Origin of the sequence: Variovorax sp. V116 (genome assembly GCF_041154435.1) — a bacterium.
Lineage (GTDB): Bacteria > Pseudomonadota > Gammaproteobacteria > Burkholderiales > Burkholderiaceae_C > Variovorax > Variovorax paradoxus.
The window spans coordinates 4,530,256-4,547,674 of the sequence record NZ_AP028661.1 but is presented as its reverse complement, the minus strand read 5'-3'; the positions used below and the strand labels follow the sequence as shown (position 1 = coordinate 4,547,674).

At 67.9% G+C, this 17,419-nt stretch carries 21 protein-coding genes; 16 read left to right on the top strand and 5 right to left on the bottom strand.

The window, feature by feature from the left end:
- Positions 1 to 5: 5 nt before the first annotated feature.
- Both trmL and ACAM58_RS21775 read right to left on the bottom strand, forming a co-directional pair.
- Positions 6 to 467, bottom strand: a complete 462-nt coding sequence (trmL, locus tag ACAM58_RS21780) for a tRNA (uridine(34)/cytosine(34)/5-carboxymethylaminomethyluridine(34)-2'-O)-methyltransferase TrmL (protein WP_015867166.1) — start codon at positions 465 to 467, stop codon at positions 6 to 8.
- Between the two features lie 19 nt (positions 468 to 486).
- On the bottom strand, positions 487 to 1,203 hold the full coding sequence (locus tag ACAM58_RS21775) for a ComF family protein (protein WP_369663550.1): 717 nt from the start codon (positions 1,201 to 1,203) through the stop codon (positions 487 to 489).
- Between the two features lie 23 nt (positions 1,204 to 1,226).
- On the opposite strand from ACAM58_RS21775, the gene ACAM58_RS21770 reads away from it, so the two are divergent.
- The 8 genes from ACAM58_RS21770 (at position 1,227) to ACAM58_RS21735 (ending at position 7,664) form a co-directional block, all read left to right on the top strand.
- On the top strand, positions 1,227 to 2,141 hold the full coding sequence (locus ACAM58_RS21770) for a class I SAM-dependent methyltransferase (RefSeq protein WP_018906707.1): 915 nt from the start codon (positions 1,227 to 1,229) through the stop codon (positions 2,139 to 2,141).
- Positions 2,142 to 2,309: 168 nt separating this feature from the next.
- Positions 2,310 to 2,786 carry a DUF2244 domain-containing protein gene (locus ACAM58_RS21765; RefSeq protein ID WP_026284244.1) on the top strand — a complete coding sequence of 159 codons (477 nt, stop codon included), beginning with the start codon at positions 2,310 to 2,312 and terminating at the stop codon, positions 2,784 to 2,786.
- A 60-nt stretch (positions 2,787 to 2,846) separates the two neighbouring features.
- Complete coding sequence (coxB, locus tag ACAM58_RS21760) at positions 2,847 to 4,025, top strand: cytochrome c oxidase subunit II (protein WP_015867162.1); 1,179 nt, start codon at positions 2,847 to 2,849, stop codon at positions 4,023 to 4,025.
- A 46-nt stretch (positions 4,026 to 4,071) separates the two neighbouring features.
- Positions 4,072 to 5,703 (top strand): cytochrome c oxidase subunit I, encoded by a 1,632-nt coding sequence (ctaD, locus tag ACAM58_RS21755; RefSeq protein ID WP_015867161.1) that lies wholly within the window; start codon positions 4,072 to 4,074, stop codon positions 5,701 to 5,703.
- Between the two features lie 31 nt (positions 5,704 to 5,734).
- Entirely contained in the window at positions 5,735 to 5,851 is a 117-nt protein-coding gene (locus ACAM58_RS21750; RefSeq protein ID WP_208856271.1) for a cytochrome oxidase small assembly protein, read from the top strand.
- A gap of 28 nt (positions 5,852 to 5,879) precedes the next feature.
- A complete protein-coding gene (locus ACAM58_RS21745; protein ID WP_018906709.1) occupies positions 5,880 to 6,506 on the top strand; it encodes a cytochrome c oxidase assembly protein in 627 nt (208 codons plus the stop codon).
- Positions 6,503 to 6,712, top strand: a complete 210-nt coding sequence (locus ACAM58_RS21740) for a DUF2970 domain-containing protein (RefSeq protein WP_015867158.1) — start codon at positions 6,503 to 6,505, stop codon at positions 6,710 to 6,712. The genes ACAM58_RS21745 and ACAM58_RS21740 overlap by 4 nt, the downstream gene beginning before the upstream one ends.
- A 70-nt stretch (positions 6,713 to 6,782) precedes the next feature.
- Positions 6,783 to 7,664, top strand: coding sequence for a cytochrome c oxidase subunit 3 (locus ACAM58_RS21735; protein ID WP_015867157.1), 882 nt, complete (start codon positions 6,783 to 6,785; stop codon positions 7,662 to 7,664).
- Positions 7,665 to 7,738: 74 nt separating this feature from the next.
- Here ACAM58_RS21735 and ACAM58_RS21730 read toward each other — a convergent pair whose 3' ends face one another.
- The gene (locus tag ACAM58_RS21730) at positions 7,739 to 7,960 is read right to left on the bottom strand and encodes a twin transmembrane helix small protein (protein WP_015867156.1); all 222 of its coding nucleotides are present in this window, start codon (positions 7,958 to 7,960) and stop codon (positions 7,739 to 7,741) included.
- A gap of 36 nt (positions 7,961 to 7,996) precedes the next feature.
- Between ACAM58_RS21730 and ACAM58_RS21725 the strand changes: the two genes are divergently transcribed.
- From ACAM58_RS21725 to ACAM58_RS21700, 6 genes are read left to right on the top strand one after another with little or no spacing between them, the layout of a single operon-like run.
- Entirely contained in the window at positions 7,997 to 8,806 is an 810-nt protein-coding gene (locus ACAM58_RS21725; RefSeq protein WP_018906710.1) for an SURF1 family protein, read from the top strand.
- A complete protein-coding gene (locus ACAM58_RS21720) occupies positions 8,790 to 9,473 on the top strand; it encodes a hypothetical protein (protein WP_018906711.1) in 684 nt (227 codons plus the stop codon). The genes ACAM58_RS21725 and ACAM58_RS21720 overlap by 17 nt, the downstream gene beginning before the upstream one ends.
- A gap of 6 nt (positions 9,474 to 9,479) precedes the next feature.
- Positions 9,480 to 10,700, top strand: a complete 1,221-nt coding sequence (locus ACAM58_RS21715) for a heme A synthase (protein WP_018906712.1) — start codon at positions 9,480 to 9,482, stop codon at positions 10,698 to 10,700.
- Positions 10,697 to 11,602, top strand: a complete 906-nt coding sequence (gene cyoE, locus ACAM58_RS21710) for a heme o synthase (protein ID WP_015867152.1) — start codon at positions 10,697 to 10,699, stop codon at positions 11,600 to 11,602. The genes ACAM58_RS21715 and cyoE overlap by 4 nt, the downstream gene beginning before the upstream one ends.
- A 28-nt stretch (positions 11,603 to 11,630) precedes the next feature.
- Positions 11,631 to 12,248 (top strand): SCO family protein, encoded by a 618-nt coding sequence (locus ACAM58_RS21705; protein WP_026284245.1) that lies wholly within the window; start codon positions 11,631 to 11,633, stop codon positions 12,246 to 12,248.
- Between the two features lie 10 nt (positions 12,249 to 12,258).
- A complete protein-coding gene (locus ACAM58_RS21700) occupies positions 12,259 to 13,098 on the top strand; it encodes a DNA alkylation repair enzyme (protein ID WP_018906714.1) in 840 nt (279 codons plus the stop codon).
- Between the two features lie 51 nt (positions 13,099 to 13,149).
- On the opposite strand, the gene rpoH is transcribed toward ACAM58_RS21700, so the two are convergent.
- Complete coding sequence (rpoH, locus tag ACAM58_RS21695) at positions 13,150 to 14,091, bottom strand: RNA polymerase sigma factor RpoH (RefSeq protein WP_018906715.1); 942 nt, start codon at positions 14,089 to 14,091, stop codon at positions 13,150 to 13,152.
- A gap of 147 nt (positions 14,092 to 14,238) precedes the next feature.
- The gene (locus ACAM58_RS21690) at positions 14,239 to 14,703 is read right to left on the bottom strand and encodes a DUF962 domain-containing protein (protein ID WP_018906716.1); all 465 of its coding nucleotides are present in this window, start codon (positions 14,701 to 14,703) and stop codon (positions 14,239 to 14,241) included.
- A 167-nt stretch (positions 14,704 to 14,870) separates the two neighbouring features.
- Between ACAM58_RS21690 and ACAM58_RS21685 the strand changes: the two genes are divergently transcribed.
- Both ACAM58_RS21685 and ACAM58_RS21680 read left to right on the top strand, forming a co-directional pair.
- Entirely contained in the window at positions 14,871 to 15,584 is a 714-nt protein-coding gene (locus ACAM58_RS21685) for a response regulator transcription factor (RefSeq protein ID WP_038108002.1), read from the top strand.
- 10 nt (positions 15,585 to 15,594) lie between these two features.
- Positions 15,595 to 17,373 carry a hybrid sensor histidine kinase/response regulator gene (locus tag ACAM58_RS21680; RefSeq protein ID WP_018906718.1) on the top strand — a complete coding sequence of 593 codons (1,779 nt, stop codon included), beginning with the start codon at positions 15,595 to 15,597 and terminating at the stop codon, positions 17,371 to 17,373.
- Positions 17,374 to 17,419: the final 46 nt, after the last annotated feature.

Here is a 17,419-nt window from a genome sequence, read left to right as displayed (position 1 = left end):
TCGGCTCAGCCGAAGCCGTTCTGGCGCCAGGCCTCGAAGACGGTCACCGCCACGGCATTCGACAGATTCAGGCTGCGCTGTCCTTCGCGCATCGGCAGCCGCAGGCGCTGCGGTTCGGCAAAGCCCTCGCGTACAGCGGGGGGCAGGCCGCTGGTCTCCGAGCCGAACACCAGCCAGTCGCCCGGCTGGAAGCGCACGTCGTGCACGGCCCGCGTGCCGCGCGTGGTGAGCGCGAACATGCGCTCAGCGGCCGGCCGCTCGGCCTCGAGCAGCGCCTGCCAGCCGGCGTGGCGCTTCACTTCGGCATATTCGTGATAGTCGAGCCCGGCGCGGCGCAGCAGGCGGTCATCCATCGAAAAACCCAGCGGCTCGACCAGGTGGAGCGTGCAGCCGGTGTTGGCGGCAAGGCGGATCACGTTGCCGGTGTTCGGCGGGATTTCGGGCTGGACCAGGACGATATGGAACATGCGCCGATTGTCGCGGTGCTCAATGCGGCGGATCGGTGCGGGCGAACACCAGGGCCGTAACGTGCACCGCGCCGGCCAGCCGCAGTGCCGCGGCGGCCGCGAACAGCGAGGCACCGCTGGTCATCACGTCGTCGACCAGCACCACGCGCCGGCCTTGCAGCTCGTGGGCGCGCAAGGGCTCTACCGCGAAGGCGCCGCGCAGGTTGCCAAGGCGCTCGGCGCGCGCGAGGCCGCTCTGCGCCGGCGTCTCGCGGGTACGCAGCAGCAGCGCCGCGTCGGTCTTGGCGGGCGCGAGCCGGCGCGCCAGTTCGAGCGCCTGGTTGAAGCCGCGCTCGCGCAGCCGGGCCGGCGCCATCGGCATGGGTATCACCCGGTCGCATTGCTCCAGCGCCGGCTCCACCCACGGCACGCTGCGCATCAGCGTGGCGAGCGGCCCGGCCCAGCCGGCCTCGCCGTGGAACTTGAATTGAGCGATGCAATCGGGCCAGGGCCACGCATAGGCGCAGGCTGCAAAGCAGGCATCGAGCGGCGGCGGATCGCGCATGCATTCGCTGCACCGCGCCACGCCCTCGGGCACCGGCAGGGCACAGCTGCCGCAGCGCGCGGCCGGCGGCGCGAAGCGCGCCACGCAGGCATCGCAGATGCGGCGCGAGGGCCATGCGCGGCACACCTCGCACTGGCTGGGCAGCCGTGCGAGCAGAGAGGTCAAAGGCCGGTCGGCCCAACGGCTGAACATGGGCTCAATATACTCACGGCCCCATGGCCACCGACCCCGCAAGAAGACCGCCGACCATCGATCCCACGGCGGCCGCACGCTGGAGCCGGCTCGCGCCCGCCGACGGCTCGCCCTGGCTGCACGAGGAAATCGGCCGCCGCATGGAAGACCGGCTGCAATGGATCAAGGCGCAGCCGCGCACCTGGGCCGACTGGGCGCCGCTGCGCGGCGGCCTCGAGGCGCACGAGCTGGTGGCCCGGCGCTACCGCGAAGCCGCCTGCTTCGTGATCGAACCCGAAGCGAACCTGGCCGCTGCGGCCGGCGAGGCGCTGGCCGCGCCCTGGTGGAGCGCGCGACGCTGGCAGGGCAGCAAGCTGCGCTTCGACGCACCGCCGGAAGACGGCGTGGACCTGCTCTGGGCCAACATGTCGCTGCACATGGCGGCCGACCCCGAGGCGCTCATCGCGCGCTGGCACCGGCTGGTGGCGACCGACGGCTTCCTGATGTTCTCGTGCCTGGGCCCCGACACGGTGCGCGAGCTGCGGGCGCTGCACGCGCGCCTGGGCTGGCCGGCCGCGGGCCACGAATACACCGACATGCACGACTGGGGCGACATGCTGGTGCATGCCGGCTTCGCCGAGCCGGTGATGGACATGGAACGCATCGTGCTCACCTGGGCCACGCCCGAAGCGGCACTGGCCGAGCTGCGCACGCTCGGGCGCAACCTGCATCCCGCGCGCTTCCCGGCGCTTCGGGGCAAGGCATGGCACCAGGCGCTCAAGCACGCATTGCCCGAACTGGCGCCGGCGCAGGAGGGCGGCGGGCGCATCGCGCTGACCTTCGAGGTCATCTACGGCCATGCCTTCAAGCCCGCGCCGCGCGTGGCACTTTCGGCCGAGAGCGCGGTATCGCTGCGCGAGATGCGCTCGATGCTGCAGCGCGGGCGGCCCGGCGCCTGATCGGCGCGCCCGGCCAGCCGCGCATCCGCGACCGGGCGCCTGTGTCTACCCGCTACAATCCGCCGTTGCGTGAAACTCGCGGGTAGTGTTCCGCGAACGAGGTCTGTCCGATCCTGTGGAGACAAGGGGTTGGGCAGCCGTCGACGCACCGATTTGCTGAACTCGCCCGTGTCGAATTCCGTGTTTCGTTTTGCCACCGTTTCAGGCCAGAACATCCACTGGTTCCTGAAGCGCAATTGCTCGGTGACGCCGAGCCAGCTGGGCTGGCTCTACGCCTCGCTGTGCGTGGTATCGCTCGGTATCGGCGCGGTCTTCTGGATGCTCGGTGCGCCGCTGGTTCTGCCTTTTGCCTGGCTCGAACTGGCCGCGGTGGGTTTCGCGTTCATGCTGTACGCACGGCACGCAACCGATGGAGAACGGATTGCGCTGCAGGGCGGCCGGCTGGTGGTGGAACTCGAGAACGGTGGCGACTACGAGCGCACGGAATTTCTGCCGCACCAGGTGCGGGTCGAACCGCAGGCCAGCGATCGTTCGCTGATCGAGGTCTCGGGTCAGGGTCGATCGGTCAGGGTGGGGCGCTATGTACGCCCGGAGTTGCGAGCCGCATTGGCGCGCGAGATTCGCATGGCGTTGCGTGGCGCCTGAGGGCTCGCGCGGCGCTGCACGGTTGGGTTTGTTGAAAAAAATTGAAGAAACGTGAACACGATGAAGAGCATTTGGCGCAATAAGTACAGGCCGGCGAATCTGTTGCTGGCGGCCGGCGCGGCTTTCAGCGGCGCGGCGCACGCAGTCAACGATCTGCCCGGCGGCCCCTCGGTGCGCCAGCTGAATCTTCCGCTGGGCGTCACCAAGATTGCGCAGGAACAGCATTTCCTGCACACGGTGATGATGATCCTGTGCACGGTCATCTTCGTTGCCGTGTTCGCGGTCATGTTCTATTCGATATGGAAGCACCGCAAGTCGGTCGGCCACAAGGCGGCCAACTTCCATGAATCGGTGGTGGTCGAGGTCATCTGGACCATCGTGCCCTTCATCATCGTGATCGTGATGGCGCTGCCCGCCACCAAGGTGCTGGTGGCCCAGAAGGACACCACCAACGCCGACCTCACCATCAAGACCACCGGCTACCAGTGGAAGTGGGGCTACGACTACCTGAACGGCGAAGGCGAGGGCCTGGCCTTCATCTCCACGCTCGACAGCTCGCAGCGCGCCATGTCCGACGCCGGTGCCAAGGGTGCCATGCCCGACGACTACCTCTTCAAGGTCGACAACCCGATGGTGGTGCCGGTCCAGAAGAAGGTGCGCATCATCACCACCGCCAACGACGTGATCCACGCGTTTGCCGTGCCCCAGCTGGGCATCAAGCAGGACGCGGTTCCCGGCTTCGTGCGCGACACCTGGTTCCGCGCCGAGACCGTGGGCGACTACTACGGCCAGTGCCAGGAACTCTGCGGCAAGGAACACGCCTACATGCCGATCCACGTGAAGGTGGTCTCGGCCGCCGACTACACGGCCTGGGTCGATGGCAAGCGCAAGGAAGCCGCGGCCAAGCTCGACGATCCGAGCAAGGTCTGGACCCTGCCCGACATGTTGGCGCGCGGCGAGAAGGTCTATGCCGCCAACTGCGCGGCCTGCCACCAGGCCAACGGCAAGGGCGCCGGCCCGATCAAGCCGCTGGACGCCAGCCCCAAGGTGCTCGACACCGACCACAAGGTGCAGCTCACGGTGCTGCTCAACGGCCAGAACAATGGCGCGATGCCCTCCTGGAAGCAGCTGAGCGACACCGACCTCGCGGCCGTTGCCACCTACACCAAGAACAGCTGGTCGAACAAGACGGGCCAGCTGGTGCAGCCGGCCGAAGTTCTGGCCCTGCGCGGCAAGTGACCGCGTCCAAGCGCCCCGCGACGAAGAAATTGCAAGGAACAACGAAATGAGTGCAGTCCTCGACCCCCACGGTCACGCCCACGACGGCCACGCACACGACGAGCACCACGCAGCGCCCACCGGCTGGCGCCGCTGGGTGTTCGCCACCAACCACAAGGACATCGGCACGCTCTACCTGCTGTTCAGCTTCACCATGCTGATGGTGGGCGGCGTGCTTGCGCTCCTGATCCGCGCCGAGCTGTTCCAGCCCGGCCTGCAGCTGGTGAACCCCGAGCTGTTCAACCAGTTCACCACCATGCACGGCCTGATCATGGTGTTCGGCGCCATCATGCCGGCCTTCGTCGGCTTCGCGAACTGGATGATCCCGCTGCAGATCGGCGCATCCGACATGGCGTTCGCGCGCATGAACAACTTCAGCTTCTGGCTGCTGATCCCCGCCGCGCTGATGCTCGTGGGCTCGTTCTTCATGCCCGGCGGCGCGCCCGCCGCGGGCTGGACGCTCTACGCGCCGCTCACGCTGCAGATGGGTCCCTCGATGGACGCCGGCATCTTCGCGATGCACATCATGGGCGCCTCGTCGATCATGGGCTCGATCAACATCATCGTCACCATCCTGAACATGCGCGCCCCCGGCATGACGCTCATGAAGATGCCGATGTTCTGCTGGACCTGGCTCATCACCGCCTACCTGCTGATCGCCGTGATGCCCGTGCTCGCAGGCGCCATCACCATGACGCTGACCGACCGCCACTTCGGCACCAGCTTCTTCAATCCCGCCGGCGGCGGCGACCCGGTGATGTACCAGCACATCTTCTGGTTCTTCGGCCACCCCGAGGTCTACATCATGATCTTGCCGGCCTTCGGCATCATCAGCCAGATCGTGCCGGCGTTCTCGCGCAAGCGGCTGTTCGGCTACGCCTCCATGGTGTACGCCACCTCCTCGATCGCGATCCTGTCGTTCATCGTCTGGGCGCACCACATGTTCACGACCGGCATGCCGGTCACGGGCCAGCTGTTCTTCATGTACGCGACCATGCTGATCGCGGTGCCCACGGCCGTGAAGATCTTCAACTGGATCGCCACCATGTGGCAGGGCTCGATGACCTTCGAGACCCCGATGCTGTTCGCGGTGGGCTTCATCTTCGTGTTCACGATGGGCGGCTTCACCGGCCTCATCCTGGCCATCGCCCCGATCGACATCCAGCTGCAGGACACCTACTACGTGGTGGCCCACTTCCACTACGTGCTGGTGGCCGGTTCGCTCTATGCCATGTTCGCGGGCTACTACTACTGGGCGCCCAAGTGGACCGGCGTGATGTACAACGAAACGCGCGGCAAGATCCACTTCTGGTGGTCGCTGATCTCGTTCAACGTCACCTTCTTCCCGATGCACTTCCTCGGCCTCGCGGGCATGCCGCGCCGCTATGCCGACTACCCGATGCAGTTCGCCGACTTCAACGCGGTGGCTTCGGTGGGTGCCTTCGCCTTCGGCCTTGCGCAGGTGTACTTCTTCTTCTTCATCGTGCTGCCGACCATGCTCGGCAAGGGCGAGAAGGCAGCGCAGAAGCCCTGGGAAGCGGCTGAAGGCCTCGAGTGGGAAGTGCCGTCGCCGGCGCCCTTCCACACCTTCGAGAACCCGCCCAAGCTCGATGCAACCGCCACCAAGGTGATCGGCTGAACCGCACCGGCCGCCGGCTTGCATGACCACGATGACCACGCCCGAACAGAAAAGGAACAACCGCCGCATGGGGCTCACGCTGGCCTCCATCGCCGTGCTGTTCTTTCTCGGATTCCTGGTCCGCATGATCTGGTTCAGCGGACGCTGAAGCACGAGCCAACGGAGCCGCCCGCATCATGAGCCTCGGTCAACGCATCAAGCGCGCCAATGTCCGCATGGTCGGCAAGCTGGCCGTGGTGGCCTGCGGCATGTTCGCGTTCGGCTATGCCCTGGTGCCGCTGTACCGCGCCATCTGCGAAATGACCGGCATCAACATCCTCGCGCTCAGCGAACTCGAGGTGCCGGGGGGCGCAAGCGGCGGCAAGAACGTGCGCGTGCCCGACAACACGCAGGTCGACACCACGCGCACCATCACGGTCGAGTTCGACTCCAACGTGCGCGGTGCCCTCTGGGACTTCAAGCCCGCCGAGCGGACGATTCAGGTGCACCCCGGTCAGCTCAACACCGTGGTCTACGAATTCCAGAACGTGCAGAACCGCCGCATGGCGGCGCAGGCCATCCCGAGCTATGCGCCGCAGCAGGCCGCGCCGTACTTCAACAAGCTCGAGTGCTTCTGCTTCAACCAGTACACGCTCGACCCGGGCGAGAAGAAGCAGTGGCCCGTCGCCTTCGTGATCGACCCGAAGATCTCCAGGGACGTGAAGACCATCACGCTGTCCTACACCTTCTTCGAAGTCGGCGGCAAGACGCCCGCGGCCCCGGTGGCCGCTGTTTCGAATGCTGCCCATGAGCCCCGTTCGTGACCGCACCGAACACGCCGCCCAAGGCCACGCTGTGGGACACGGTGAAGGCCGTGTGCTGGTCGTTCTTCGGGGTGCGCAAGAAAAGCGCCTACCAGGACGACCTGGCCAAGCTGAACCCGCTGCACATCATCGCGGTGGCCTTTGCAGCGGTCATCGTTTTCATCGTCGGCCTGGTGCTGCTGGTGCGCTACGTGGTTGCGCCCTGAGCCCGGTCCGCATGGCCCACGACATCCAGAACCCATCGAATCGAGAGAAGAAAGAAAGCCAGGAGCTGATATGAGTTCAACCACCCACGGCACCACGCCCTACTACTTCGTGCCGGGGCCATCGGCCTTTCCGGTCATGGCCGCGACCGGCCTGTTCTTCGTGATTCTCGGCGCGGCCCAATGGATCAACGGCCACCAGTGGGGCGCCTGGTCCCTGCTGGCGGGCATGGTCGCATGGCTCGCCACGCTGTTCGTGTGGTTCCGCACCGCCATCGGCGAAAGCGAAAGCGGCCAGTACGGCCACAAGATCGACCTCTCGTTCCGCTGGAGCATGAGCTGGTTCATCTTCTCCGAAGTGATGTTCTTCGGTGCCTTCTTCACCGCGCTGTGGTGGACCCGCACCCATTCGCTGCCGGCGCTCGGCAGCCTCGACAACGCGCTGCTCTGGCCCGACTTCAAGGCCGTGTGGCCCAGCGTTGCAGCCGGCGCCACCGGTTCGCCGGCCGACATCGTCGAGCCCTTCCAGACCGTCGGCCCGTTCTGGCTGCCCACGATCAACACCGCGCTGCTGCTGAGCTCGGGCGTGACGCTCACCATTGCCCACCACGCACTGCGTGCCGGCCATCGTGCCCAGACCATCCGCTTCATGTGGCTCACCGTGCTGCTCGGCGTGCTGTTCCTGGGCGTGCAGGGCTACGAGTACCACCACCTGTACACCGAGCTGAACCTCAAGCTCAGCTCCGGCGCCTACGGCTCGACCTTCTTCATGCTGACCGGCTTCCACGGCCTGCACGTGTTCATCGGCATGCTGATGCTGCTGTTCATCACGCTGCGCCTGCAGAAGGGCCACTTCACGCCGGAGCGCCATTTCGGCTTCGAGGGCGCGGCCTGGTACTGGCACTTCGTCGACGTGGTGTGGCTCGGCCTCTACATGCTGGTGTACTGGCTTTGAGCGACCCCCGCGGCATGCAGAAAAAAAGGCGCCGGAAGGCGCCTTTTTCATGGTTCTCGTGGAACGAGCACCATCTACTTGCCGAGCGGGAGCCCGGTGGGCTGGATGTAGCCGAATTTCCAGGCCAGCAGCATGCAGAGGAACAAAAACACCGACAGGCCGATCCGAAAGGTGAGGGCGCGCGCCATGCCGCCGCTCTTGGCGCGCCCGTTGCGCCCGTCTTTCAGCATGTAGAAGAGCGCGAAGGCAAGGCTCGCGAAGATGCCCACGAAAACCAGGGCGACGAAATATTTCATGACCCCGATTATCGGCCGCACGCCTCATCCACTCCAGTGACGCCGGAACCCCTTCATTCCGTCCGCCAGAGGCCAAGGCGGGGCCGCTTCCTGCTGGTCACGCTGGCCGCCGTGCTGGCCCTTTGCGCCACGGTGTCGCTGGGCCGCTGGCAGCTGTCGCGCGCCGCGCAGAAAGAGGCGCTGCAGGCCGAGATCGAGGCCCAGAAGCAGAAGCCGCCGCTGGCCCAGGCCGAGTTCCTGGCGCTCGAGGCGCCGGCCGGCGAGCTGCACCGGCCCGTGCGGCTGCGCGGCCTCTGGCTGACGCCCCAGACGGTCTACCTGGACAACCGGCAGATGCATGGCGTGCCGGGCTTCTACGTGCTGACGCCGTTCGCCCTGGAAGGCAGCGACCAGGCCGTGATGATCCAGCGCGGATGGGTGCAGCGCAACTTCAACGACCGCACGCAGCTGGGCGCGGTCGAGACGCCGCCGGGCATCGTCGAGGTCACGGGCCTGATCGAGCCGCCGCCGGGCCATTTGTTCGAGCTCGGCAAGCCCGCCGCAGCCGCCTCGGCACCGGAATCCGCGGGGTCTTCGCCCATCCGGCAGAATCTCGACCTGGAAGCGTTCCGCGCCGAAACCAAGCTGCCGCTGCGAACCGACGTGTCGCTGCAGCAGGCCGGCCCCGCTTCCGAGGGGTTGCAGCGCGACTGGCCGGCCCCCGCTCTGGGTCTGGAGAAGCACTACGGCTATGCATTCCAGTGGTTCGGGCTTTCGGCCCTCGTGGTCATCCTCTATGTCTGGTTCCAAATCATTTCCCCCTACCGCCGCTCGAGGCGCCGCGCACGCGATGAACGCAGCCTCTGACGAACCGCTGGGCCTGACGGTGCACTCGATGCCGTCGCCCAACCAGGCGCTCGACGGTGCCGAGGGCCGCCGCACGGTGGCCGGGCGCTGGAAGATGATTGCCGTGATGCTGATGTGCGCCGCGCCCGTCATCGCGTCGTACTTCACCTACTACGTGATCCGGCCCGAGGGGCGCAGCGTCTACGGCGAGCTCATCGATCCGCAGCGCACGCTGCCTGTGCTCGCCACCACGGACCGCAGCGGCGCGCCGGTCGACCTGGCCACGCTCAAGGGCCAGTGGCTGCTGGTGGCGGTGGCCGATGCGGCCTGCGACGCGCTCTGCGAACAGCAGCTCTACCTGCAGCGCCAGCTGCGCGAGAGCCTGGGCCGCGAGAAGGACCGGCTCGACCGCGTCTGGCTCGTGAGCGATGCGGCGCCCGTTCCGGCGCGGCTGGACAACGGCCTGCGCGGCGCCACCGTGCTGCGCGTGCCGGCCCAGCAATTGGCCCAATGGCTCGCGCCAGCATCGGGCCATGGGCTGGCCGAGCACCTGTACGTGGTCGATCCGATGGGCAACTGGATGATGCGATTTCCGGCCCGCATGGACGCCGCGGGCGCGAGCCGCGCCAAGCGCGACCTCGACCGCCTGCTGCGCGCCTCCGCCTCCTGGGACGAGCCCGGCCGCTAGCACCGCATGATGGACACCGGCTCGCTCTACGACCTCACCCCCGTCGCCTGGCTGATGGCTGCCGGCGTGCTGATCGCGCTCGGCCCGCTGGTGTGGGTGTGGCGCCGCAACGCGGGCGCCGGTCCGGCGCGCCGGCTGCATGCGCTCACCGTGCTGACGCTGTTCCTCACCTTCGACCTCACGCTGTTCGGCGCCTTCACCCGGCTCACCGATTCGGGCCTGGGCTGCCCCGACTGGCCGGGCTGCTACGGCAACGCGAGCCCGGTGGGCGCGCGCCACGAGATCGCCATGGCGCAGTCGGCCCAGCCGACCGGCCCGGTCACGCACAGCAAGGCCTGGGTCGAGATGGTGCACCGCTACCTGGCCACCGGCGTCGGTGTGCTGATCCTCGCGCTGGCGGGCGCCACCTGGGCCGTGCGGCGGCGCCAGCGCCGCATGCCGCCCGCGCCGGCGGACGGCGAGCACGCCACGCTCAGCGCCTGGTGGCCCGCGCTCACGCTGGCCTGGGTCTGCCTGCAGGGCGCGTTCGGCGCGCTCACGGTCACCTGGAAGCTCTTTCCAGCGATCGTCACGCTGCATCTGCTGGGCGCCGTGGTGCTGCTGGTGCTGCTGTGCATCCAGGCGGTGCGCTACCGGCAGGCCGCCGCCGACCGCCTGCCCACGCCGGTGTCGCCTGCGCTGCGCAGCGGGCTGATCGCCACCTCGGCCCTGCTGCTGCTGCAGATCGCGCTCGGCGGCTGGGTCAGCACCAACTATGCGGTGCTGGCCTGCACCCAGTTCCCGACCTGCCAGGGCAGCTGGTGGCCGCCGATGAATTTTGCCCAGGGCTTCGAGATCTGGCGCCACCTGGGCGTGACCGGCAGCGGCGTGCCGCTCGATTTTTCCGCGCTCACCGCCATCCACTACGTGCATCGGCTGATGGCCTACGCCGTGTTCGCCGCGCTGGGCGTGCTCGCGTGGCAGCTGCGCCGCACGCCGCCGCTGCGGCCGCAGGCGCGCTGGCTCGCGGGGCTCGCGCTGCTGCAGCTGGCCACCGGCCTCGGCAACGTGCTGCTCGGCTGGCCGCTGGTCGCCGCGGTCCTGCACACCGGGGGCGCCGCCGCGCTGGCCGTGGTGCTGACATGGGCGCTGTGCGAGAGCCGCCGCGGGGCCGTGGCCGCGACCGCACACGAGACAGACAAGGCGCCCGGCGCCCCACACAACAACCAGAGGGAGGCCGCCGCGTGAGCACGCCGATTTCCGTGCAGCAGACAAGCACCGCCAACGTGCTGCGCCAGTTCTATGCGCTGACCAAGCCGCGCGTGGTGCAGCTGATCGTTTTCTGCGCCCTCATCGGCATGGTGCTGGCCGTGCCCGGGCTGCCCTCGTGGGCCGACGTGCAGCGCGCCGTGCTGGCCTGCATCGGCATCTGGCTGGTGGCGGGTGCGGCGGCGGCGTTCAACTGCCTGGTCGAGAAGGGCATCGACGCCAAGATGAAGCGCACCGCCTGGCGCCCCACGGCGCGCGGGCAGCTCAGCGACCTGCAGGCGCTGGTGTTCTCGGCGCTGCTGTGCGCGGCCGGCTCGGCGCTGCTGTGGTTCCAGGTCAACCCGCTCACCATGTGGCTGACCTTTGCCACCTTTGTCGGCTATGCGGTGATCTACACCGTGATCCTCAAGCCGCTGACGCCGCAGAACATCGTGATCGGCGGTGCCTCGGGCGCGATGCCGCCGGTGCTGGGCTGGGCCGCAATGACCGGCGACGTGGGCCCCGAGGCGCTGATCCTGTTCCTGATCATCTTCCTGTGGACGCCGCCGCATTTCTGGGCGCTGGCGCTCTACCGCGTCGAGGACTACCGCAAGGCCGGCCTGCCGATGCTGCCCGTCACGCACGGCAACGAGTTCACGCGGCTGCAGGTGCTGCTCTATACCTTCATCTTGTTCGCGGCCTGCCTGATGCCTTTCATCTACGGCATGAGCGGCTGGCTCTACCTGGCGGTGGCGGTGGGCGTGAGCATCGGCTTCACGGGCTATGCCTTCGCCCTCTGGCGCAACTACTCCGATGCGCTGGCGCGCAAGACCTTCCGGTTCTCGCTGATCCATTTGAGCGTGCTGTTCGCGGCACTGCTCGTCGACCATTACCTCCGCTGATTGATTGACTGACCGAATGCCCGTGCCCATGAACAAGCGAAATGCCCTCCAACTGATTGCCGGCGGCGCGGGATGGGCCGCCATGGCCGCCACCCTGGGCCTCGGTCTTTCGGCCTGCAGCGAAGCCAAGCCCAGCTTCAATGCGGTCGACATCACCGGCGCCGACTACGCCCGCGACTTCTCGCTCAAGGATGCCGACGGCAAGCTGCGCACGCTGGCCGACTTCAAGGGCAAGGTGGTCGTGCTGTTCTTCGGCTACGCGCAGTGCCCCGACGTCTGCCCCACCACCATGACCGAGATGGCGCAGGTCAAGCAGCAGCTCGGCAGCGATGGCGACAAGCTGCAGGTGCTGTTCGTCACGGTCGACCCGGCGCGCGACACGCCCGAGGTGCTCAAGGCCTACATGGGCGCGTTCGACCCGGGCTTCGTCGCGCTGATTCCCACGGCCGACCAGCTCGCCCAGGTCGCCAAGGACTTCAAGGTCTACTTCAAGAAGGTCGAGGGCAAGACTCCCACGAGCTACTCGATGGACCATTCGGCCGCCAGCTTCGTCTACGACACCGACGGCCGGCTGCGGCTCTACGCGCGCTATGGCGCCGGCGTGGCGCCGATGGTGTCGGACGTGAAGGCGCTGCTCAAGTCCTGACCGCGCGCCCATGGACGCCGCCCTTGCCCTGGCCTCCGTCGAGCACCTGAAGGCGCGCCGGGGCGCCTTCCGCATCGCGCTCATTCCGCCCGAGGTGCTGCGCGCGCTCAACGACGGGCTGCTCGAGACCGTCAACCTCAACGAATTCATGGCGCTCGAGCTGCCGCGGCTCGCGCGCAGCGTGGCGGCCCACATCGGGCTCGATCCGGCCAGCGAGCGGCTGGCCGACACCATCGCCATGCTCGGCGCGTTCAAGCCGATGCAGCGGCACGGCCACATTGCGCGCGCGCTCTACGACCTGGCGGCGCCGCATGCCGAGCGCGACGCCGTCGCCCACCGGCTGGCCACGCACGCGAGCGACGTGGCGCGCTGCTGGGCCGCGCAGTGGGTCACGCTCTCGGGCCTGCCGCTGGCAGCGCAGCTGGAGGCGGTGCGGCGTTTTGCCGCCGATCCGCACTTCGGCGTGCGGGAAATCGCCTGGATGGCGGTGCGCGACGCGGTCATCGCCTCGCTCGACGAGTCGCTCGCGCTGCTGCAGCCGTGGACGGCCGACGCCGATCCGAACATCCGCCGCTTTGCGAGCGAGCTCACGCGCCCGCGCGGCGTCTGGTGCGCGCAGATCGACGCGCTCAAGGCCGAGCCCTGGCGTGCGCTGCCGCTCCTCGCGCCGCTGCGGGCCGACGCCAGCCGCTATGTGCAGAATTCGGTGGCCAACTGGCTCAACGACGCGAGCAAGACCCAGCCCGAGTGGGTCGACCGGCTCTGCGCGCGCTGGCTGGCCGAATCGGACACGCCGGCCACCCGCTACATCGCCAGGCGGGCGCTGCGCACGCTGGCCAAGCAGGCATGAAAAAGCCCGGCACGCGGCCGGGCTTGTTCGGGTGAAACGCGGCGACGGGGCTCAGGCGTAGTCGGCCAGCGCCTTCTTCATCTTCTTCATGGCCGCGACTTCGATCTGGCGAATGCGCTCGGCGCTCACGCCGTACACCGCCGCCAGGTCGTGCAGCGTCATGCCGCCCGAACCGTCGTCGTTGACCTTGAGCCAGCGCTCTTCGACGATGCGGCGGCTGCGCTCGTCCAGCGCTTCGAGCGCCGTGGCGATGCCGTCGCTCGAAAGCCGGTCGCGCTGCTGCGACTCGAGCAGGGCGGTCGGCTCCTGCGTGGCGTCGGCCAGGTAGGCGATCGGGCCGAAGGCCTCGTCGCCGTCGTCCGACGGACCCGGATCGAGCAGCACATCGCCGCCCGACAGGCGGGTTTCCATTTCCAGCACTTCTTCGGGCTTGACGTTGAGCCGGGTCGCCATCTGCGACACCTCGTCGGGGCTCAGCGTGTCGCGGTGCGTGCCGTTGTCGGCCGCGGCCGAGTCGGCCTTGAAGCCCTGCTTCATCGAGCGCAGGTTGAAAAACAGCTTGCGCTGGGCCTTGGTCGTTGCGACCTTGACCATGCGCCAGTTCTTCAGGATGTACTCGTGGATCTCGGCCTTGATCCAGTGCATGGCGTAGCTCACGAGCCGCACGCCCTGGTCGGGGTCGAAGCGCTTCACGGCCTTCATGAGGCCGACGTTGCCTTCCTGGATCAGGTCGCCGTGAGGCAGCCCGTAGCCCAGGTATTGGCGCGAAATGGACACCACGAGGCGCAGGTGCGAGAGGATCAGCGCACCGGCCGCTTCGAGGTCGTTGTGGTCGCGCAAACGGCGTGCGAAGCCCTGCTCTTCTTCGAGCGTGAGCATCGGCAGGCGGTTGGCGGCCGAAATATAAGCATCCAGGTTGCCCAGCGGCGGCACCATCGACCATGGATTGGCGACGGCGAGCTGGTTGGCAGAGGCTCCAGACAGCGTGGTCATCAGGGGAAACTCCTTTGTATTGGCCATATTAGCACTCGATTGGAGGGAGTGCTAAGCCAAGGGTTCCCCCTAAGTTTCTATCGCACCGATAGCCAAAGCTGTCAGCCGGACGGCGATCTGGCCTGCGGCGGCGTCCGACCCTGGGAATCACCAGCGGATACCGAGGCGCAGAAACAGCTTCGAAAGTACGAACAGCGGCCCCACCCAAAGATATTGGATGTCTTCGAAGAAAGAAGGTTTCCTGCCTTCGATCTTGTGGCCGATGAACTGGAAGATCCAGGCCACCACGAAGATGGCGGCGGAAACCGGCAGTACAAGGCTCCCCATCGCATGGACCAGTGCCAGCACCAGGGCCGTGCCAGCCAGCATGGTGAGCAGGAACGCGGGGGAGCGCAATGTGGCGTAGTAGACCAGGCTGGCCGCCACGAAGAGGTAGGCGGCCCACGGGTGCAGCGCAAACAGCAGGCCGACCAGGCTCAGCATGATGGCCGGGATCGCGGCGAAGTGAATCAGCTCGTTGGCCGGGTGGCGGTGGCTTTCGCCATAGTGGGCCAGCAGCCGGTCGATCTTGCGCTCGCCCGCTGCCAGCGGGGCATCGGCGGTGTGCATCATGGTTGTTGTCTCCAAACGCCGTTCGGTGCGGCGGGTAGCGCATGGTGCTCCCGCGCGCAGGGGATGGCAAGTGCTATTAAAACAAGAGCAAGCGATGCCCCGGAACGGCGGCTACCCCATGACTTAGTGCACTGTTGCGCGCCGGGCGCGTCGCTAAGATTGACCGCGTGCCTTCGCTCGAATCTTCCTCCAAACCGCCGCCGCCGACCCTGGAGGGCGGCATCCCGGCGCACCCGCCTGGCGCGATCCTGGTGGTGGACGACCACGACTTGCTGCGGCTCGGCGTGCGCGCGCTGATCGAGGCACAGACCGCCTCCTCGGGGGCGAGCATCGAGGTCTTTGAGGCCGCCAGCGCGGCCGAGGCGCTGGCGCTGTACGGCAGGCACCGCGAGTCGATCCGCCTGGTGCTGCTGGATCTGGCGCTGCCCGACACCCACGGCCTGAGCGGCCTCGCGGAATTCCGCCTGCGCCACCCGTCCGCCCGCATCGTGGTGCTGTCGGGCACCGGCAACACCTCGCTGGCGCAGGGCGCTGTGGCGCTGGGCGCGAGCGCCTTTCTTCCGAAGTCGGCGGACCTGAAGGAGGTGGTGGGATTCATCCGCGCCTGCGGCCTGCTCGAGCCCGGCGCGCCTGAAGCTTCCCCTTCCGCCGCCATGCCGAAGGCGCCCGGCGGCTACGCCGAATCGGCCCGGGCCAGCGCCTGGCAGGAGCTCACGCCGCGCCAGATGCAGGTGTTGCAATGGGTGCTCGACGGCAAGGCGAACAAGGAGATCGCCCAGCTCGCGAACCTGAGCGAAGGCACGGTGAAGAACCACGTATCGACCATCCTGCTGCTGTTCGGCGTGCGTTCGCGTGCGCAGCTGATCAGCAGCCTGCGTTGAGCCGCCGCGCATGGCCGACACGCCGCTGAACCAGCGCGTGCTGCGCGAGCACGTGGCGTCGGTCTATTTCAACTACAACGCCACTTTCCTGGCCCGCGTCGTCTTCGTGCTGGTGCTCGGTGCGTTCATGTACCTGCAGCTGGGCGACCCGATGGTGCTGCCCTTCGTCGTGCTGCACCTGACGCTGTACCTGTGCATGTATTTCACGCCGCGCTGGAATCCGTCGGTCCCGGCGGCGGACAGCGCCTGGTGGGCGCGCAGGATCACCCGCATCGTGACCCTGCTCGGGTTTGCCGATGCGCTGGCGCCGTGGATCTTCGTGCCCGCGGGCAACCTGCCGGTCACTGCCGCGCTGATGGTGGTGATGATGGGCAACTGCGCCCGGGCCGTGCAGTCGCTGCGGCCGCTCCAGGCAGCGCTGTTCGGCCACACGCTGCCCATGATGGGCGGGCTGATCGTTGCGCTGGCGTGGCAGCGCGACTCCATCCATCTCTTTCTCGCGGCCTTCGCCTCGATCTACCTGTTTCTCATGCTGCGCGTCGGCGTGCAGGAGCACAGGCTGCTGGCGGATTCGCTGGTCCTGCGCTTCGAGAAGGAAGCCCTGGCCGTGCGGCTGGAAGAGCAGATTGCCGCCACCGAGCGCGCCAGCCGGGAAAAGACCCGCTTCCTGGCCAGCGCCAGCCATGACCTGCGCCAGCCGCTGCATGCCATTGCGCTGTTCGGCGCCGCGCTCGAGAACGAGTTGCGCGGCCGTCCGGAGGAGCTCAACGCGCAGCGCCTGATGCGCGCCGTCAATGCCCTGGGCGCCTCGCTCGACATCATGCTGGACATCTCGCGGCTGGACGCCGGCGTGGTCACGCCCGTGCGCCAGGCCGTCCAGCTCGATGCCCTGTTCCTGCCGCTCAACCACACCTTCTCGGCCCAGGCCGAGCAAAAGCAGCTGCAGCTGCGTGTGCGCGCCAGCGGGCTGTGGGTGCGCAGCGACCCCCAGCTGCTGCACCGGATGCTGTCCAACCTGCTGGACAACGCCCTCAAGTACACCGCGCGCGGCGGAGTGACGGTGACGGCCCGCGAGCGCGGGGAGTTCGTGTGGATCGAGGTGCGCGACACCGGCATCGGCATTGCGCCCGAGCAGTCGAGCCGGATCTTCGAGGAGTTCTACCAGGTCGACAATCCGGGGCGCGACCGCTCGCGCGGGCTGGGCATCGGCCTGTCGATCGTGCAGCGGCTCTCGCACCTGCTGGGCCATCCGGTGCAGATGCATTCGCGGCTCGGTCGCGGCACCCATTTCCGCGTCGTGCTGCCGGCCGTCGCGCCGCAGGCGGGCGCGCTGGCCGGACCTTTCCTGCCCGAGGCTGCGGCGCCGCGGCAGGAAAAACGGCCCGGGCGAGCGGCCCCGGCACTGCCCGCGCGGGTGCTGCTGCTGGACGACGAATCCGAAATCCGCGAAGCCATGACGGGCCTGCTGCGCTCGCATTCGATCGACGCGCTCGCCGTCGCGGACGAAGCCGCCGCCGCCGCCGCCTTGCAGCAGGCGAGCAGCGAAAGGCGGCCTTTCGACCTGCTGATGTGCGACTACCGGCTGGCCGATGGCGTCGATGGGCTGGATGTGGGCCTGCGCCTGAGCGGCCGGCGGCAGGGCGGGCCCACGATTCCCTTGCTGCTGATCACCGGCGAAACCTCTCCCGACAGGCTGCAGCGCGTGCGGGAATCCGGGATTCCGGTGCTGTTCAAGCCGGTGGCCGCCGATTCGCTGTTCCGGATGATGGCCCGAGCGGCAAGCGCTTAGCGGCCCGGAATCGAATACTTTCGAATGTGTGGCTGGTAATTGCCGG

Coding starts and splice junctions, on each gene's coding strand:
- ACAM58_RS21705 (WP_026284245.1), top strand. CDS start 11,631: ATGAACAAGCGAAATGCCCTCCAACTGATTGCCGGCGGCGCGGGATGG.
- ACAM58_RS21720 (WP_018906711.1), top strand. CDS start 8,790: ATGAACGCAGCCTCTGACGAACCGCTGGGCCTGACGGTGCACTCGATG.
- ACAM58_RS21700 (WP_018906714.1), top strand. CDS start 12,259: ATGGACGCCGCCCTTGCCCTGGCCTCCGTCGAGCACCTGAAGGCGCGC.
- ctaD (WP_015867161.1), top strand. CDS start 4,072: ATGAGTGCAGTCCTCGACCCCCACGGTCACGCCCACGACGGCCACGCA.
- ACAM58_RS21775 (WP_369663550.1), bottom strand. CDS start 1,203: ATGTTCAGCCGTTGGGCCGACCGGCCTTTGACCTCTCTGCTCGCACGG.
- rpoH (WP_018906715.1), bottom strand. CDS start 14,091: ATGACCACGCTGTCTGGAGCCTCTGCCAACCAGCTCGCCGTCGCCAAT.
- coxB (WP_015867162.1), top strand. CDS start 2,847: ATGAAGAGCATTTGGCGCAATAAGTACAGGCCGGCGAATCTGTTGCTG.
- ACAM58_RS21770 (WP_018906707.1), top strand. CDS start 1,227: ATGGCCACCGACCCCGCAAGAAGACCGCCGACCATCGATCCCACGGCG.
- ACAM58_RS21750 (WP_208856271.1), top strand. CDS start 5,735: ATGACCACGCCCGAACAGAAAAGGAACAACCGCCGCATGGGGCTCACG.
- ACAM58_RS21680 (WP_018906718.1), top strand. CDS start 15,595: ATGGCCGACACGCCGCTGAACCAGCGCGTGCTGCGCGAGCACGTGGCG.
- ACAM58_RS21735 (WP_015867157.1), top strand. CDS start 6,783: ATGAGTTCAACCACCCACGGCACCACGCCCTACTACTTCGTGCCGGGG.
- ACAM58_RS21715 (WP_018906712.1), top strand. CDS start 9,480: ATGATGGACACCGGCTCGCTCTACGACCTCACCCCCGTCGCCTGGCTG.
- ACAM58_RS21745 (WP_018906709.1), top strand. CDS start 5,880: ATGAGCCTCGGTCAACGCATCAAGCGCGCCAATGTCCGCATGGTCGGC.
- trmL (WP_015867166.1), bottom strand. CDS start 467: ATGTTCCATATCGTCCTGGTCCAGCCCGAAATCCCGCCGAACACCGGC.
- ACAM58_RS21690 (WP_018906716.1), bottom strand. CDS start 14,703: ATGATGCACACCGCCGATGCCCCGCTGGCAGCGGGCGAGCGCAAGATC.
- ACAM58_RS21730 (WP_015867156.1), bottom strand. CDS start 7,960: ATGAAATATTTCGTCGCCCTGGTTTTCGTGGGCATCTTCGCGAGCCTT.